This window comes from Pseudomonas wuhanensis, assembly GCF_030687395.1.
Taxonomy (GTDB): domain Bacteria; phylum Pseudomonadota; class Gammaproteobacteria; order Pseudomonadales; family Pseudomonadaceae; genus Aquipseudomonas; species Aquipseudomonas wuhanensis.
In genome coordinates, this window is the sequence record NZ_CP117430.1 from 4966268 (window position 1) to 4982360 (window position 16093).

Here is a 16093-nt window from a genome sequence, read left to right on the forward strand (position 1 = left end):
TGCGATTAGTGGTGAATACATCGGAGCAACACAGAGATGAAGCGAGGTGCAGCCGGTACTCAGGAAAGAGCGCAAGCAATAGTTGAATAGTCAACGGCGGACAGTTTGACCAAGGTACTGATGCTCAGATGGTGTGCGACCAGAGCCGTCAGCACCGCAACAGTGATCGCCAGGGCGACACCCTCGCTGGCCACCCGCGTCGTGTTGAAAATACCGGCGGCCATCCCCGCCCGTTCCTTGGGGATCACGCTGATCGACAAACCATCCATCAAGCCCCAGGGCAGGCCTGTACCGATACCGGTCAGCAGCATGGCCGCGATGATCTGCGCGTGCGTGCCGACCGGGATCGTACTCAGCCAGTAGAGCCCGGCCGCTGCGATCACGAAGCCGATTGCGCAGAGTACGCCCGCCGACAACCAGCGAGTTAGCGACGCGGCAATGATCGGGACAATCAGCATCGGGGCAGAGAGTGCCAACATCATCAGCCCCGCTTCAAAGGCACTGGCCCCTTCTACGCCGATAAACCTAAACGGCAGCAATACGATCAAGACGATGTAGCAATAGCAGGTGCCGATCGGCAGGATCTGTACACCGACAAAGCGTGGAAACAAAAATAGCCCCAGTTCCAGCATCGGATGTTTTGCCCGATTCTAAACAATGATAAACAGCAGCAAAAAGACCGCCGACGTTCCAAGCAGTACATGGATGACCGGCGAGCCCCAGCCTTGCTCAGGTGTCAGGATCACCGCCGTGGTAAACATGATCAGCAGGCCGGAAAACGTCAGCACGCCGGGCGTATCCAGTCGCTGTGCTTGCGGGTCGCGGCTTTCGCGCATTTTCGGCAGGGCAAATATCAAGGAAAGGATGGCGAGCAGGGCCGTGAAAAGGAAAATTGCGCGCCAGCCCAAGTACTCGATCAGCAACCCCGATAACAACGGACCGAAGGCCAGGCCAACCCCGAAAGTGGTGCCCAGAAGGCTGAAAGTACGAGTTCTGGCATGCCCATCAAACTCCTGTGCCAACGCCGCCGATCCGCTGGCCAGGGCTGCCGCCGCGGCAATGCCTTGCACGCCACGCAACAGGTCCAGCCAGAAAATATCGGGGACCGCCGCCAACAGGGTCGACACCAGTGCAAACAACGCCATGCCGCACATGAACAGTCGCTTGCGTCCGTAGAGGTCAGCGAGGGTGCCGGCGGCCATCAGCAGGCTGCCGAAGCTAAGCATGAAGGCATTGGTGATCCAGGCCAGTTCCGTGGGATGGGCATCAAAGGTTTGACCAATGAACGGCGTGGCCACTGCCCCGCCGGTAAAGCTCATGGGCAATACCAAGGCGGCGAGGCAAATTGCAGCCAATATGGAGTGCCGGCCATGGGCCGGCAGCGGTTCGGTAGCTGAGTTCATTAGGTGATTCCCTGCATATCTATGAAGTATCCGTGCTGTCCAGGCCGAGGCGCGCGATCGTTCGTACACTCTAGTTAGGATACAATTGAAGATAAACTGGCTCTTATTCCACTTATAGTGAACTAAAAGGATGTAATCGAGTTGTGGACAGTCTTAGTGGGGTGATCTCATTCGTAAAAACCGCCGAGGCGCTCAGTTTCATCAGCGCCGCCAGGGCGTTGGGGATTTCTGCCTCGGCCGTAGGCAAAAACGTCGCCAAACTTGAGGCTTCGCTGAATGTGCGGTTATTGCACCGCAGCACCCGCAAAGTCAGCCTGACTGCGGAGGGACAGTTGTTCTATGAACGCTGCCGCAAGATCCTCGACGATCTTCAAGATGCCCGAGCGATGCTTTCCCATGCCACACAGGAACCCCGTGGAAAGTTACGCGTCAGCTTGCCCACCATCGGTTATCGCTTTCTCTTGCCCCATATGGCGCGGTTCCGCAAAGCCTATCCGGAGATTGAGCTGGAACTGGACTTCAACGACCAGTTGGTGGATGTGATTGATGAAGGCTTTGACGTGGTGATTCGCAGCGGCGGGCAGGCCGACTCCAAGCTGATGGCCCGCAAGCTGGGGCCTTTTAAGTTTGTCCTGTGCGCATCGCCTGACTATTTGCAGCGTAAGGGACGGCCCGTCACTATCAGCGACCTGGAGCGTCACGAGTGCTTGCGTTACCGATTTGTCACGACGGGTAAAATAATGGACTGGAGTATGTCTTCGGCCCCCCAGTTCACGCAGTTACGCCTGCCAACCGCCCTGACATTGAACAACATGGAAGCCATGCTGATGGCCGTGGTGGATGGGCACGGTATCGCATTTGTCCCGGACTTCCTGGCCCGCGAAGCTATCGCCCAGGGGCACCTGGAAACGGTGCTCGACGGGCACAGCGAAGATCAAGGGCAGTTCTGGGCGTTGTGGCCGTCCAGTCGCCATCTTTCACCGAAGATCCGCGTATTCGTGGACTTTGCTGCCGAGTATCTGTTTGCTATCCCTTCCGTCGACAAACCAGCTGTAACTCGCTCATGAAGCCGGTAATCGCTGACCGTCCGTTGTGGGTCGCTTTCTGCCTCACGCGACTGGCAGAGAACCGCCAGAAGGAGACCGTGAGCATTACCCACTACAAGGAGCTAGCGTCGTCCATTCAATTCGAGGGCTGTGCCATGGATGCTATTGCCGACTAAACACCATTGCCTTCAGGCCGCGACCAGATAGGGCCGCCGCGCCTGCAGAGAATGGTTAGCTGCGACCGATCATCTTCTTCAGTTCATCGATAGACAGCGGTGGTCGACGCTGATGAAGCATTGAGTGGCAGTTTGGACACACCGGGCGAAGATCCTTCACCGGATCCACCTTGTAATCTTTGCCGATATCAGCAAGCTGCACGAGGTGGTGGACGTGAATGTAGCCGCGACCAATCTCACCGTACACCTTGCCAAAATCGAAGCAGCATATGACACACGCGGTGCCGTAATGTGCTTTGCACGCTGAAATTGCTTTAGCGCTCCGCTCGTATGCGTTTACCGAAACCTGTTTTACAGCGCCTTCTCCATAGGTTGCGGCACCCGCGACCTCCTCTGGGAATTGCAATTCGCCTGACGCTTGAGATGCTTGCGGTTGTGTTTCAGCCGCAGCCGCACCTGTGAATCCGTGCTGCGGTGCCCCAACTTGAAATGACCAAGTGATTTGTACGGGCGTCGTCCGTTGAAAGCTAGCCGGGGCTGCCTCGCCAGCGTATTTAAAGGGACTCCTATCGTCGGTACGATAGAACACATGAACTCCCCCCTGACGGCTCAGGAGACTCTTAATGGATTCCTGTCCCACATGCGACGCGGTCTTCCCGTACCAATGGAGAAGACCTTCTTCAAAGCGGTTTGCATAGTCATGACCCGTTCGGCCCGCTGTGCCAATATTGCAGAAGATGAACCAATCGCCGCTCCATTGGGTATAGCCCGTGTTCCAGTTGCCCTTCTGCTTGCCCGGCGGAACGCGGCAGATTCTATAGATGTCATCCTTTGTATATCGTTGGCCGACGACGAACGTGAAGTGTGCCAATGAAACTCTCCAAGTTTGAGGAGCAGCTACCTGGCCGTTCTCTGCCGGTCATGGCCATGCGGCTTGCTGGTCAAATCCGATGCAAATAACTGGTCAGGTGGAATGCAAATGGGTGGGCAAATCTGTGCAATTACCCAACTTGTTATTGAGCGCACACCAGAACCTTACAAAACCTAGCGTTTGGACCGCCAGTAGCATAGTAATTTTTTTATCAAGCGAGAGGCCGGAAGCATCACACAGCCTTGATACTTGCTGCATAGGGTGTTCTCCATGGTATGCCTATCCAGATACAGGCTTATTTTATCTTTTTCAGGCTTTCCGCTTGATAAGGAACACCCAAAGTGCAACAGTATTAGTAGAACGCCCTAACTGATACAGGCACCCATCATGTTCATCCGCGCATACCTCCGAGCCTCCACCGAAGAGCAAGACGCTGGCCGCGCCCGAGCCTCGCTTGAGCAGTTCGCCAGCGACCATAATAAGGTCATCGCCAGCGCATACCTGGAGAACGCCAGCGGTGCCACCGCTGACCGGCCGGAGTTGCTGCGCCTGCTGAAAGATGCGCGCAAAGGTGACGTGCTGCTGGTGGAGTCGATAGACCGCCTATCCCGCCTCCCTGTGGAGGACTGGCAAAGGCTCAAGGCTGCCATCGACTCCAAGGGCCTGCGCATCGTCGCGCTTGATCTGCCGACCAGCCACCAGGGAATGCAGGACACCAAAGGCGACGAGTTCACAGGGCGAATGCTGGGGGCGATTAACTCGATGTTGGTGGAAATGATGGCCGCTATTGCTCGAAAGGATTACGAGCAGCGACGCGAGCGCCAAGCGCAGGGTATCGAGAAAGCCAAGGCCGCCGGCAAGTACCTGGGGCGGCCAGTTGATGCTGACCTACACAAGCGAGTTACCGAGCTTCTCCGTGCCGGTCTAGGCATACGTGCGACGGCGCGGCACGCCAGTTGCTCCACTACAACGGTATTGCGTATTAGGGATTCAAGTTGCCTTTGAAGATAAAAGGCCGAGCGTATGCTGAGCGTGAGCCAAAGACTCTGCCCCGAACGCCTTGCCACTGAGCAGGTGGTCAATGGAATTCAGTAGCATTGAATCGAATTGACCATTCATCCAGGTCAATCGGCTGTTGGATAAGTGCTCGAAATCCTCTGACTTACCCTCTCCGAATACGCTCCGAACCAGCCGCTTTATAGTCTCATCTTCGTACCAAACCATTTTCGTCTGGTCCGTTTTTCCCTGAATAAACAAGTAAACGATACGGCTGAGGAGGGCGTGATAGGTAGCAAAATGAGCCCACACAACCTCTCCCAAAAACGGGCGATATTTAGCCAGATCTCCGAAAAATTCGGTAACCATCCCGAATTTTAAGCCGAGAAGCTCTCCCCTCATTTCACCAGAGTAAAGATTCATGATCTCCGACCGTGTAAGGGCGTCGGTAAGTACAATTATCGGGGGAAAGGCCTTGCGCGCGCTAAGAACTCCGATCCAGAGGGCGTCGACAGCTTCGATTTTGCGGACGATCGTCGCCTTTTGCACCTCTGAGAAAGAGGATGCAGCTATTCGAAGCTGCTCAGCTTGACGGTCGACTTCTGACTTTAAAAGAGTGAGGTTAGCTTCACCTTGCCCCTTCAATTCAGCCTTCAGTTGCTCGAGCTGGTGATCATAGTGGTGCTTGAGGCCAGCTTTGAGACGCTCACTAAGCCACGTCCTAAAGAGCCAACCCAAAATTGCTATCAGCCCCGCGGTACCCAGGGAGGATGTAATCGCGGTTATGACGAATTCACTCGGTTCTGCCATGACGACCTTCTCCCTTTGGACGTTCACGAAAAAGCCCCGCCAGGTCATCCTGTGCGGGGCTTTTTTCTACCTGCTGCTGCCACCCTGCTGTCACGAAAAAATCTAACTGTCAGGGATATGGCTGGAGAGGCCCGTAAAATATGGTGTCCCAGGGCAGGTTCGAACTGCCAACCTTCCCCTTAGGAGGGGGATGCTCTATCCAATTGAGCTACTGAGACACAAGTCGCCCGCAAAGGAATGCGCAGCGATGGACGGCGTGCATGTTAACGGGCAGGCCCGCTTTTGTCATGTCGTCCGTAGGGCTTTTTAAGTGTAGGCAGACGCCTCACGGTAGCGTGGCTTTGTTTACCGTGCAAATTGCATCACCGCAAAATGCCATCATTGCAAATTGCAATGTGGGAATTTTGCAGAAATATCTTAATTCGTTGTTTTTAAAGGATTTAATAGCCGTTAAACTTTTGGCATGCGGGCTGCTTCGACTGTTCTCTCAGAACACAGGAGGTCAGCTCCATGAACAGCGCTCTTATAGTCGCAAACGCGGTCGCTTTGGCGGTTCTGGTGGGTTTTCATTTCTTCCCCGAAAACGACGTTGCGACAATTGCTCAACGCATCCCCCATTACCTGCAACTGCAAAAAACACCGCAGTTGGCAGTCATGAGCGATCAACGCGGTTTGGTCAGCCAAGAGGTAAGCCTGGAGACTATTCAGCTGCGCACACAGTCTTTTGAACGCTTGGTATTTTGAATCACCCCATCAGGAGCACAGCATGTCCAAATCAGCCGCAGGATTTTTCATCCTCGCTTTACTGAGTGGCATCCTTCATCTGTCATTGGTCGAGGACACAATCATCACCCTGCCCCTGATTGCTTGCGGCGTGTTCGGCGCACTGTTCGTGCTGGTGCTGATCGCCGGGCGCAAGATCAAGTTCGATCCGGTTTTGCGCTGAAGCTCAGTAGTTTCAGAAGATTGGCGACGGTGCCAGCAAGGTCGCCGGAGTTATCGAGTCGGCGGATCTGAATATTACTAATTGAATCATCAGCCATAAACAACCCATTACGGCGCAATCTTGCTTCAACTTCTGCCGGGTTCTCTCGCCCCCGCCGTAGCAGACGCTCGCGCAGGGCTTCATCCTTGACCGTCAATAGCACCGGCAATAGCGTGGGATAACGCAGTTGCGCCTCTGTCAGGTGCCCGCGCGAACCGTTGATCAACACATGGCGACCCTCCGCGAGCCATTGGTCTATGCGCACAGGAATACCGTAACTCAGCCCATGGGCTTGCCACGACAATGCAAAATCCCCTTTGGCTCTGCGTCGTTCGAACTCTTCGCGGGAAACCTCGATGGCGTCTTCACCCACGGACTCCGCCGAGCGCGTGATAACGCGGCGCACCACTTCACAATTGCCTGCGCGCAACGGCTTGCGAGCGGCTTCGATGAGGCTATCCTTGCCGGATCCCGAAGGCCCCATTAAATAAATCAGCCTGCCACCCATCCTGAAATCAACCCTCGCCACGTGCCCATACTAGTAAATCGGCCATTTGCCACTATCCTGTATAAGGTAAGGAACAAGGATCGAATCCGCATAGCATGCACCTTCAGACGTCTTCGGGCATCACCTGTCGGGCAAGAGGACGCGGTTCAGCGATACGGACTCATGGATTATTTTCAAACCAGTCCGCATTTCTGATAATAGGTGCTGGCATTAAGCCTTTACCCAGATCAATATTTGTCACAGAATTGACGCCAATGATCTGGCTAATTTGAGGCATGATGCGCGCCTCTATCAATTCAGGTTGAACATTTGGCCGGAGTGCTTGTCCTATCTGACATCCTGCGGCCTATCCCGAGAACCGCTCCCCTGAACTAACCGGTTAAATATATGCGCCCATTGAAACAGGCAATTTATTCCAGCCGTACGGCTGACAAGTTCGTCGTACGTCTGCCAGACGGAATGCGTGAACGCATTGCCGAGGTGGCTCGCAATCATCATCGCAGCATGAACTCCGAAATCATCGCGCGCCTTGAGCAGAGCCTTATTCAGGAAGGCGCGTTGGGTGAAGAATTGAGCATGCGCCTGGACAGCCCCGAGCTGTCTTTGCACGAACGCGAACTGCTGCAACGCTTCCGCCAACTCTCCCACCGTCAGCAAAACGCTCTGGTTTCGCTGATCGCCCATGACGCCGAAATGGCCGCAGACGCTTCCTGATTCATCCCGAAAGCTCAAGCCAGCGTAATTGCTGGCTTTTTTTTGCCTGAAATTTGGCTAAAAAAACCCGCCGATTGGGCCATTGGCCAATCAGGCGGGTTGTTTTGAAACAGGATGTTAAAGCAGGAAAATCGTCGCCAGCCCGAGGAAGATGAAAAAGCCGCCACTGTCAGTCATGGCCGTGATCATCACACTGGCACCCATTGCCGGGTCGCGCCCAAGCCGCGCCAGGGTCATCGGAATCAAAACCCCCATCAATGCCGCAAGCAACAGGTTAAGCGTCATCGCGGCGGTCATCACCACGCCCAGGGACCAACTGCCATAAAGCAGATAGGCCACCACACCAATTACGCCGCCCCAGACCAGACCATTGATCAGGCCGACCGCCAACTCCTTGCGCATCAGTCGCGACGTATTGCCGGTACTGACCTGGTCCAGCGCCATGGCCCGAACGATCATGGTGATCGTCTGGTTACCCGAGTTGCCACCGATACCGGCGACGATCGGCATCAATGCCGCAAGTGCTACCAGTTTCTCGATCGAACCTTCGAACAGGCCGATCACCCGGGATGCAATGAACGCGGTGATCAGGTTCACCGCCAGCCAGGCCCAACGGTTGCGCAGGGATTTCCAGACTGACGCGAAAATATCTTCTTCTTCGCGCAGACCCGCCATGTTGAGAACTTCGTTTTCGCTCTCTTCACGAATCAGGTCGACCATTTCATCGATGGTCAGACGACCGATCAGCTTGCCGTTCTTGTCGACCACCGGGGCCGAGATCAAGTCGTAACGCTCGAATGCTTGAGCGGCCTCGTAAGCGTCTTCGTCCGGATGAAAACTCACCGGGTCGCTGGCCATGACTTCCGACACTTGCTTTTCCGGGTCGTTGACCAGCAGACGCTTGATCGGCAACACGCCCTTGAGCACACCGTCGTAATCGACCACGAACAGTTTGTCGGTGTGGCTCGGCAGCTCTTTGAGGCGACGCAGGTAACGCAAAACCACTTCGAGACTGACATCCTCACGGATGGTCACCATCTCGAAGTCCATCAGCGCACCGACCTGCTCCTCGTCATAGGACAACGCGGAGCGGACGCGCTCACGCTGTTGGTTGTCGAGGGTTTCCATCAGCTCGTGGACGACGTCTCGCGGCAGCTCGGAGGCCAGGTCAGCGAGTTCGTCGGCATCCATGTCCTTGGCCGCTGCCAGGAGCTCGTGATCGTCCATGTCGGCGATCAGGGTTTCACGAACCGAATCGGATACTTCGAGCAGAATGTCGCCGTCGCGATCAGCCTTGACCAATTGCCAGACCGTCAGGCGATCGTCCAGTGGCAAGGCTTCGAGGATGTAGGCAACGTCGGCGGAGTGCAGATCATCGAGCTTGCGTTGCAACTCGACGAGGTTTTGCCGGTGAACCAGGTTCTCGACCCGGTCGTGATGCGGACCTTCCTGGCGATGAGTCAGGTCTTCGACCACCCGCTGGCGCTGCAGCAGCTCAACGACTTGAGCGAGGCGGTCCTGCAAGCTTTCCTGCGTTTTCTTTACTTCAACTTCAGACATAGGCGAACTCCACTCCCAGCAGCGGGGCACGCCGGAAGGATCAATCAGTCAATTCATGATTGTAGAAACGGGGTACTGAGTAACTACTGGGTAAGTCCATGGAGGTATTCCACAAGCCCCGGCGGGGCTGACGGGCGCAATGATAACACCGCCTGACGGTTTTAAACGTTAAAAAATCGCGGCTGAAACAAGTGCTTGCGAGACAAACTTGAGCGCCATCCTGATCCATGAAACTGCGACGACTTATCCTGAAAAGAAAACACACTGTCGCCCGAAAATGTAATGACTACCCTTGATGGAGACCGTCATGGAGGACGTCGAATGCCATCCAATGTTCATTATTTGCTTGCCGCCCTGCTCTGCCTGCCGCCCCAGGCGCTTGCTATGACCGTTCACCGGTGCGAAGCCGCCAATGGGCACATCACTTTCACGACCTTGAGCTGTACGGCCGGAGAAAGCCTCTCACTTCAGGACGTACGCACGTTTTTGCCAGGTAGCGCGACGCCCCTGATGCCAGAAGCCGAGTTTCGCGAAACATCAGGTACGAAAATTCAAAGGAGGGAGCCAACGGTCGTTGGCCAGTCCGAGGGCAAATGTGGAAATCTGCTCAGCACGAAGGAACGCCGCATAGCGATCATCAATCAGCGGGTCGTTGCCGGCATGAGCCAGCAGGATGTCGAAAGTGCTCTCGGCAAACCAGACAAGATCAGCACGCGCAATTCAGCCACAAGCTATCGCTACGACAACAAGCGAGGGCGCAGTGCTCACATCGAGTTCGACGAGAAAGGTTGTACCAAAGAAAAAGCCAAATCGCAGACGGCAAAAAGCCCGCGTTAAACGCGGGCTTTTTGGTGTTTGGTGCACTCGACAGGATTCGAACCTGTGACCGCTCGGTTCGTAGCCGAGTACTCTATCCAGCTGAGCTACGAGTGCATTTGTGTTTTTATACCAGATCACAACTGGTTGAAGTCAAGTTATTCACATTACTGCAAACAACTCTTAAATGGTGCACTCGACAGGATTCGAACCTGTGACCGCTCGGTTCGTAGCCGAGTACTCTATCCAGCTGAGCTACGAGTGCATTTGTTGCCGCGCATTATAGGCCGTTGAATCTATTTGTAAAGCACTTTTTCTAGTAATTTCAACAACTTACCGAAGAAGCCAGATTACAACGTACTACGCAAATAATGGCGGAGAACGGGGGATTCGAACCCCCGACACCCTTTTGAGGTGTACTCCCTTAGCAGGGGAGCGCCTTCGGCCACTCGGCCAGCTCTCCGCAACACGGGGCGTATCTTAACCAACCTTTTCCCCGTTTGCAAACATAAAAAACGATAAAAATTAATGGCTTGGTTCTTCGTCCTTCTCTTTCTTTATACGCAGGTAAATTTCTTCACGGTGCACAGCAACCTCTTTCGGGGCGTTAACACCGATACGCACTTGATTTCCTTTAACGCCGAGCACGGTCACAGTGATTTCGCCATCACCAATAATCAGGCTTTCTGCGCACCGACGAGTCAGAATCAGCATACCTTTCTCCTCACGCAATTCATTTCAGGGACAACAGTCTGCAAAAAAAAGGCATTCGACCTACAACCAGAACGATCGCAGCCCTACATGCCTGAGTATTGACTAGCGCGAGCAAAAGAACAGTTTTGGTACGCGCCATTCAAAAAAACGAAGGGCGCGGTCAGACCGCGCCCTTGGGGAAACGCATTACTCGCCCTGTCGGACCGGCGCATCCAGTTCGAAAGCCGTGTGCAGAGCGCGCACAGCCAGTTCCAGGTACTTCTCTTCGATCACCACGGACACCTTGATTTCCGACGTCGAGATCATCTGGATGTTGATGCTCTCTTTCGCCAGGGATTCGAACATACGGCTGGCCACGCCTGCGTGGGAGCGCATGCCGACGCCGACGATCGAGACCTTGGCAATCTTGGTGTCGCCAATGACTTCACGGGCACCGATCTCGCGAGCAGTGTTTTCCAGCACGGTTTGCGCAGCCTGGAAGTCATTGCGGTGCACGGTGAAGGTGAAGTCGGTGGTGTTATCGTGCGCAACGTTCTGCACGATCATGTCGACTTCGATGTTCGCGGCACTGATCGGGCCGAGAATCTTGAACGCTACGCCCGGGGTGTCTGGCACGCCACGGATGGTCAGCTTGGCTTCATCGCGGTTGAAAGCGATGCCGGAAATGATCGGCTGTTCCATGGTTTCCTCTTCATCAATAGTAATGAGGGTGCCCGGACCCTCCTTGAAGCTGTGCAGTACGCGCAGCGGAACGTTGTACTTGCCGGCGAATTCCACCGCACGGATCTGCAACACCTTGGAACCGAGGCTGGCCATTTCCAGCATCTCTTCGAAGGTAATCTTGTCCAGACGCTGAGCCACGGAGACCACACGCGGGTCGGTGGTGTAGACGCCATCGACGTCGGTGTAGATCTGGCATTCGTCAGCCTTCAGGGCTGCCGCCAGCGCCACACCGGTGGTGTCGGAACCGCCACGACCGAGGGTGGTGATATTGCCGTGCTCGTCGACGCCCTGGAAACCGGCGACAACCACCACACGACCGGCCTTCAAGTCACCGCGAATCTTCTGGTCATCAATCTGCAAGATACGCGCTTTATTGTGCGCGCTATCCGTCAGAATCCGTACCTGGTTGCCGGTGTACGATACCGCTGGCACGCCACGCTTGATCAGCGCCATGGCCAACAGTGCAATCGTCACCTGCTCACCGGTGGAAACGATCACATCCAGTTCGCGAGGAACCGGCTGGCCGTCGCCACTGATTTGCTTGGCCAGATCGATCAGACGGTTGGTTTCGCCGCTCATTGCAGACAGCACAACCACCAGGTCATCGCCCGCATCGCGGAATTTCTTAACCTTGTCGGCGACCTGCTCGATTCTCTCGACAGTGCCGACCGAGGTGCCTCCAAATTTCTGTACGATCAAAGCCATTTCAAAGCCGCCTCTGCCCATGAAGGGCGCCCAATAATCACTCAAACAGCGTTCTGGCCCGCCACTAGACCGCGGGCCAGGCACACTGCCTTATAAACCCTGCTCTACAAATGGAACAGTCAGGGCCAATGCGGCATCCAGTGCGCCAGCGTCAGTACCACCGCCCTGCGCCATGTCTGGACGACCGCCGCCCTTCCCGCCCACTGCCGCAGCAGCCTGTTTCATCAAATCACCGGCTTTGAGTTGGCCAGTCAGGTCTTTGGTCACGCCTGCAACCAGGACGACCTTTTCCTCATGGACACTGCCGAGCAGGATCACTGCGCGGCCGAGTTTGTTTTTCAATTGATCGACCAGCGCCAGCAGCGCCTTGCCGTCCTGACCGTCCAGACGCACGGCCAGCACTTTCACGCCTTTGACGTCCAGGGCAGAAGCCGACAGATCGTCGCCCGCCGCGCTGGCCGCCTTGGCCTGCAACTGCTCGAGTTGCTTCTCCAGCAGACGGTTGCGCTCCAGCACAGCCGACAGCTTGTCGATCAGGTTATCGCGGCTGCCCTTGACCAGGTTGGCCGCTTCCTTGAGTTGCTCTTCAGCCGCGTTCAAGTAGGCCAGCGCTGCTGCGCCGGTCACTGCCTCGATACGACGAACACCGGAGGCCACACCGCCTTCGCTGATGATTTTCAGCAGGCCGATGTCGCCGGTACGGTTGGCGTGAATACCGCCGCACAGCTCGACGGAGAAATCGCCCATGCTCAGCACGCGTACGCTGTCGCCGTACTTCTCGCCGAACAGCGCCATGGCGCCTTTTTGCTTGGCGGTTTCGATATCGGTTTCTTCGGTTTCAACCTCGGAGTTCTTGCGAATCTCGGCGTTGACGATGTCTTCCAGCGCCTTCAATTGCTCAGGCTTGATCGCTTCGAAGTGGCTGAAGTCAAAGCGTAGACGCTGACTGTCGACCAACGAGCCTTTCTGCTGAACGTGCTCGCCCAGCACCTGGCGCAATGCCGCGTGCAGCAAGTGAGTGGCCGAGTGGTTCAGCGAAGTCGCGTGACGCACTTCGGCATCGACATGAGTCTCGACCGGAGCACCTACGATCAGACTGCCCGAATCCAGCACGCCGTGGTGCAGGAACGCACCGCCGGTCTTGGTGGTGTCGCGCACGTCGAAACGCGCAGCGCCAGCCTGGAGGAAGCCGCAATCACCAATCTGACCACCGGATTCGGCATAGAACGGCGTCTGATTGAGAACGACCACGCCCTCTTCGCCTTCGCTCAGTACGTCAACCGATTGCCCGTCTTTATAGAGAGCAACGATTTTGGCGGAGCCGCTGTGCGCGGTGTAACCGGTGAACTCGGTGGCCACATCAACCTTGACCAGGCTGTTGTAGTCCATGCCGAAGGAGCTGGCGGAGCGAGCACGGACGCGCTGGGCTTCCATTTCGCGCTCGAAGCCTGCTTCGTCGATGGTCAGGCTGCGCTCGCGAGCGATGTCGCCGGTCAGGTCCATCGGGAAGCCGTAAGTGTCGTAAAGCTTGAACACCACGTCGCCCGGCACCACGTCGCCTTTGAGTTCGGCCAGATCCTGCTCGAGAATCTTAAGGCCTTGCTCCAGGGTCTTGGCGAATTGCTCTTCTTCGGCTTTCAGGACGCGCTCGATGTGCGCCTGCTGGGATTTCAGCTCAGGGAACGCTTCGCCCATCTCAGCGACCAGGGCCGCAACGATCTGGTAAAAGAAACTGCCCTTGGCGCCCAGCTTGTTGCCGTGGCGGCAAGCACGACGAATGATCCGGCGCAGCACATAACCGCGACCTTCGTTGGACGGCAGCACGCCATCGGCAATCAGGAAGCCGCACGAACGGATGTGGTCAGCCACGACTTTCAGCGAAGCCTGAGCGTCGTTGGTGCAACCGATGGCTTTGGCCGATGCGGTCAGCAGGCTCTGGAACAGGTCGATTTCATAATTCGAGTGAACGTGCTGCAGCACGGCACTGATCCGCTCAAGGCCCATGCCGGTGTCCACCGACGGCGCCGGCAACGGGTGCAACACGCCATCGGCGGTGCGGTTGAACTGCATGAACACGTTGTTCCAGATCTCGATGTAACGGTCGCCGTCTTCTTCCGGCGAGCCCGGTGGGCCACCCCAGATGTCGGCGCCGTGATCATAGAAAATCTCGGTGCAAGGACCGCACGGGCCGGTATCGCCCATGGTCCAGAAGTTGTCGGAAGCGTACGGCGCGCCCTTGTTATCGCCGATGCGAACCATGCGCTCGGCCGGAACGCCGATGTCTTTGGTCCAGATGTCGTACGCCTCGTCATCGCTGGCGTAGACAGTGACCCAGAGCTTTTCTTTGGGCAGGTTCAGCCACTTCTCGGAGGTCAGGAAGTTCCAGGCGTAGGTGATGGCGTCACGCTTGAAATAATCACCGAAGCTGAAGTTACCCAGCATTTCGAAGAAGGTGTGGTGACGGGCGGTATAACCGACGTTTTCCAGGTCGTTGTGCTTGCCGCCGGCCCGCACGCATTTCTGGCTGCTGACGGCGCGGGTGTACGCGCGCTTTTCCTGGCCCAGAAAGCAGTCCTTGAACTGGTTCATCCCCGCGTTAGTGAACAGCAGGGTTGGGTCGTTGCCCGGAATCAAAGAGCTGGAGGCTACACGGGTGTGGCCTTGCTCTTCGAAGAAGCGAAGGAAGGCTTCACGGATTTCTGCGCTTTTCATTAGGTTCTTCCACGGAGGCTGCGGCCAAAGGCCTGTGCGAAACGTCAACAGACGAAGCGACGGCAAAGGGCCGCATTATATCGGCGTTAGTGGCTAGGTACAGCGTGTTTGTACGTTACAAACAGTCAATTGGACGGCTAACACGGTCAGTTGTGAGAAAAGTCGGCAAATGTGGCGACGACTTGCTCGATTTGCGCACGACTGACGTCCATGTGCGTGACCATTCGCAGACGACCGGCAGCGCTGAGCTTGATCCCGCGTGTCGCGGCAAAGGCCTTGATCGCTTCGGCCTTGTCGCCCATCTGTACATAAACCATGTTGGTCTGCACCGGCTCGACCTCATAGCCTGCCGTTCGCAGGCCTTCGGCCAGCATTTGTGCGTTGGCATGGTCATCAGCCAAGCGCTGAATATTGTTATCCAGCGCATAAAGCCCTGCCGCGGCGAGAATCCCGGCCTGACGCATGCCGCCGCCGACCATCTTGCGCAGACGTCGCGCCTTGGCGATCAACTCGGCCGAGCCGCACAGCACCGAACCGATCGGCGCGCCCAGGCCTTTGGACAGGCAGACCGAGACCGAATCGAAATGCTGAGTGATCTCCCGGGCATCGACATCCAGCTTGACCGCCGCATTGTAGAGCCGCGCGCCATCCAGATGCAGCGCCAGGCCGTTTTCACGAGTGAAACGGCGAGCCCGGGCCAAATACTCCAGCGGCAGAACCTTGCCCTGCATGGTGTTTTCCAGCGCCAGCAAACGGGTGCGGGCGAAGTGGAAGTCATCCGGTTTGATCGCGGCGGCGACCTGCGCCAGGTCCAGCGAACCATCGGCCTGCACTTCCAGCGGCTGCGGCTGGATCGAACCGAGCACTGCCGCGCCACCACCTTCGTACTTATAGGTGTGGGCCTGTTGACCGACAATGTATTCGTCACCGCGATCGCAGTGGGCCATCAGGCCCAGCAAGTTGCTCATGGTGCCCGTCGGGACAAACAAGGCCTCGGCAAAACCCAACTGATTTGCAAGCTCGGCTTCCAGTCGGTTGACCGTCGGATCTTCGCCATAAACGTCGTCACCGGTGGCCGCATTGGCCATCGCGTCGAGCATCCCTGCGGTCGGTTGGGTGACGGTGTCGCTGCGAAGATCGATAACACTCATGAATCTGGCCTCGGTAAGCAGGGAAAATCCCTTTTGGATTGGAATTACTGCGGTCATGTCGGCGAATAATCAAGCCTTGAACGAGGAAAAGGCACGTTACTTCTCGAGAAAGCACAATCCATGTGGGAGCGGGCTTGCTCGCGAAGGCGGACTGACAGTCAACATTTGCGTTGAATGTTAAACCGCTTTCGCGAGCAAGCCCG

14 protein-coding genes, 4 tRNA genes and 1 pseudogene are annotated in these 16093 nt (G+C 56.2%); 6 read left to right on the forward strand and 13 right to left on the reverse strand.

All coding sequences use genetic code 11. The annotated features are described in order from the left end of the window. Positions 1-74: 74 nt before the first annotated feature. Positions 75-1403 (reverse strand): annotated as a pseudogene (locus tag PSH88_RS22905) (MFS transporter); the annotation flags it as partial. A gap of 143 nt (positions 1404-1546) precedes the next feature. On the opposite strand from PSH88_RS22905, the gene PSH88_RS22910 reads away from it, so the two are divergent. Next, positions 1547-2470: a LysR family transcriptional regulator gene (locus tag PSH88_RS22910; protein WP_305422828.1), complete on the forward strand. Its 924-nt coding sequence runs from the start codon at positions 1547-1549 to the stop codon at positions 2468-2470. Between the two features lie 210 nt (positions 2471-2680). Here PSH88_RS22910 and PSH88_RS22915 read toward each other — a convergent pair whose 3' ends face one another. Next, the gene (locus PSH88_RS22915) at positions 2681-3496 is read right to left on the reverse strand and encodes an HNH endonuclease (RefSeq protein WP_305422829.1); all 816 of its coding nucleotides are present in this window, start codon (positions 3494-3496) and stop codon (positions 2681-2683) included. A gap of 387 nt (positions 3497-3883) precedes the next feature. Here PSH88_RS22915 and PSH88_RS22920 point away from each other — a divergent pair, with 387 nt between their 5' ends. Beyond that, positions 3884-4501 carry a recombinase family protein gene (locus tag PSH88_RS22920; protein WP_305422830.1) on the forward strand — a complete coding sequence of 206 codons (618 nt, stop codon included), beginning with the start codon at positions 3884-3886 and terminating at the stop codon, positions 4499-4501. On the opposite strand, the gene PSH88_RS22925 is transcribed toward PSH88_RS22920, so the two are convergent. Next, positions 4487-5302 (reverse strand): hypothetical protein, encoded by an 816-nt coding sequence (locus PSH88_RS22925; protein ID WP_305422832.1) that lies wholly within the window; start codon positions 5300-5302, stop codon positions 4487-4489. The two genes, PSH88_RS22920 and PSH88_RS22925, sit on opposite strands and share 15 nt — an antisense overlap. Positions 5303-5443: 141 nt before the next feature. After that, positions 5444-5520 (reverse strand) — tRNA-Arg (locus PSH88_RS22930). A 292-nt stretch (positions 5521-5812) separates the two neighbouring features. On the opposite strand from PSH88_RS22930, the gene PSH88_RS22935 reads away from it, so the two are divergent. Continuing rightward, a complete protein-coding gene (locus PSH88_RS22935) occupies positions 5813-6046 on the forward strand; it encodes a hypothetical protein (RefSeq protein WP_305422834.1) in 234 nt (77 codons plus the stop codon). A 22-nt stretch (positions 6047-6068) separates the two neighbouring features. Continuing rightward, positions 6069-6248, forward strand: a complete 180-nt coding sequence (locus PSH88_RS22940; RefSeq protein ID WP_305422836.1) for a PA3371 family protein — start codon at positions 6069-6071, stop codon at positions 6246-6248. Here the strand turns inward: PSH88_RS22940 and phnN are convergent. Next, positions 6223-6795 (reverse strand): phosphonate metabolism protein/1,5-bisphosphokinase (PRPP-forming) PhnN, encoded by a 573-nt coding sequence (gene phnN, locus PSH88_RS22945; protein WP_305422837.1) that lies wholly within the window; start codon positions 6793-6795, stop codon positions 6223-6225. The genes PSH88_RS22940 and phnN overlap by 26 nt on opposite strands. A 387-nt stretch (positions 6796-7182) precedes the next feature. Between phnN and PSH88_RS22950 the strand changes: the two genes are divergently transcribed. After that, entirely contained in the window at positions 7183-7509 is a 327-nt protein-coding gene (locus PSH88_RS22950; RefSeq protein ID WP_003178899.1) for an Arc family DNA-binding protein, read from the forward strand. Between the two features lie 117 nt (positions 7510-7626). On the opposite strand, the gene mgtE is transcribed toward PSH88_RS22950, so the two are convergent. Next, the gene (mgtE, locus tag PSH88_RS22955; protein WP_095630443.1) at positions 7627-9069 is read right to left on the reverse strand and encodes a magnesium transporter; all 1443 of its coding nucleotides are present in this window, start codon (positions 9067-9069) and stop codon (positions 7627-7629) included. A 321-nt stretch (positions 9070-9390) separates the two neighbouring features. Between mgtE and PSH88_RS22960 the strand changes: the two genes are divergently transcribed. Next, a complete protein-coding gene (locus PSH88_RS22960) occupies positions 9391-9906 on the forward strand; it encodes a cell envelope protein SmpA (RefSeq protein WP_305422840.1) in 516 nt (171 codons plus the stop codon). A gap of 19 nt (positions 9907-9925) precedes the next feature. On the opposite strand, the gene PSH88_RS22965 is transcribed toward PSH88_RS22960, so the two are convergent. The 7 genes from PSH88_RS22965 to ltaE form a co-directional block, all read right to left on the reverse strand. Then, positions 9926-10002: transfer RNA gene (locus PSH88_RS22965), tRNA-Arg, on the reverse strand. A gap of 71 nt (positions 10003-10073) precedes the next feature. Next, positions 10074-10150 (reverse strand) — tRNA-Arg (locus PSH88_RS22970). A gap of 107 nt (positions 10151-10257) precedes the next feature. Beyond that, a tRNA-Ser gene (locus PSH88_RS22975) sits at positions 10258-10348 on the reverse strand. A 62-nt stretch (positions 10349-10410) separates the two neighbouring features. Next, positions 10411-10599 (reverse strand): carbon storage regulator CsrA, encoded by a 189-nt coding sequence (gene csrA / locus PSH88_RS22980; RefSeq protein WP_002554426.1) that lies wholly within the window; start codon positions 10597-10599, stop codon positions 10411-10413. A 186-nt stretch (positions 10600-10785) separates the two neighbouring features. Beyond that, positions 10786-12027, reverse strand: a complete 1242-nt coding sequence (locus PSH88_RS22985) for an aspartate kinase (protein ID WP_253553734.1) — start codon at positions 12025-12027, stop codon at positions 10786-10788. Positions 12028-12117: 90 nt separating this feature from the next. Beyond that, positions 12118-14739: an alanine--tRNA ligase gene (alaS, locus tag PSH88_RS22990; protein ID WP_305422845.1), complete on the reverse strand. Its 2622-nt coding sequence runs from the start codon at positions 14737-14739 to the stop codon at positions 12118-12120. 146 nt (positions 14740-14885) lie between these two features. Further along, positions 14886-15890 carry a low-specificity L-threonine aldolase gene (ltaE, locus tag PSH88_RS22995; protein WP_305422847.1) on the reverse strand — a complete coding sequence of 335 codons (1005 nt, stop codon included), beginning with the start codon at positions 15888-15890 and terminating at the stop codon, positions 14886-14888. Positions 15891-16093 lie beyond the last annotated feature (203 nt).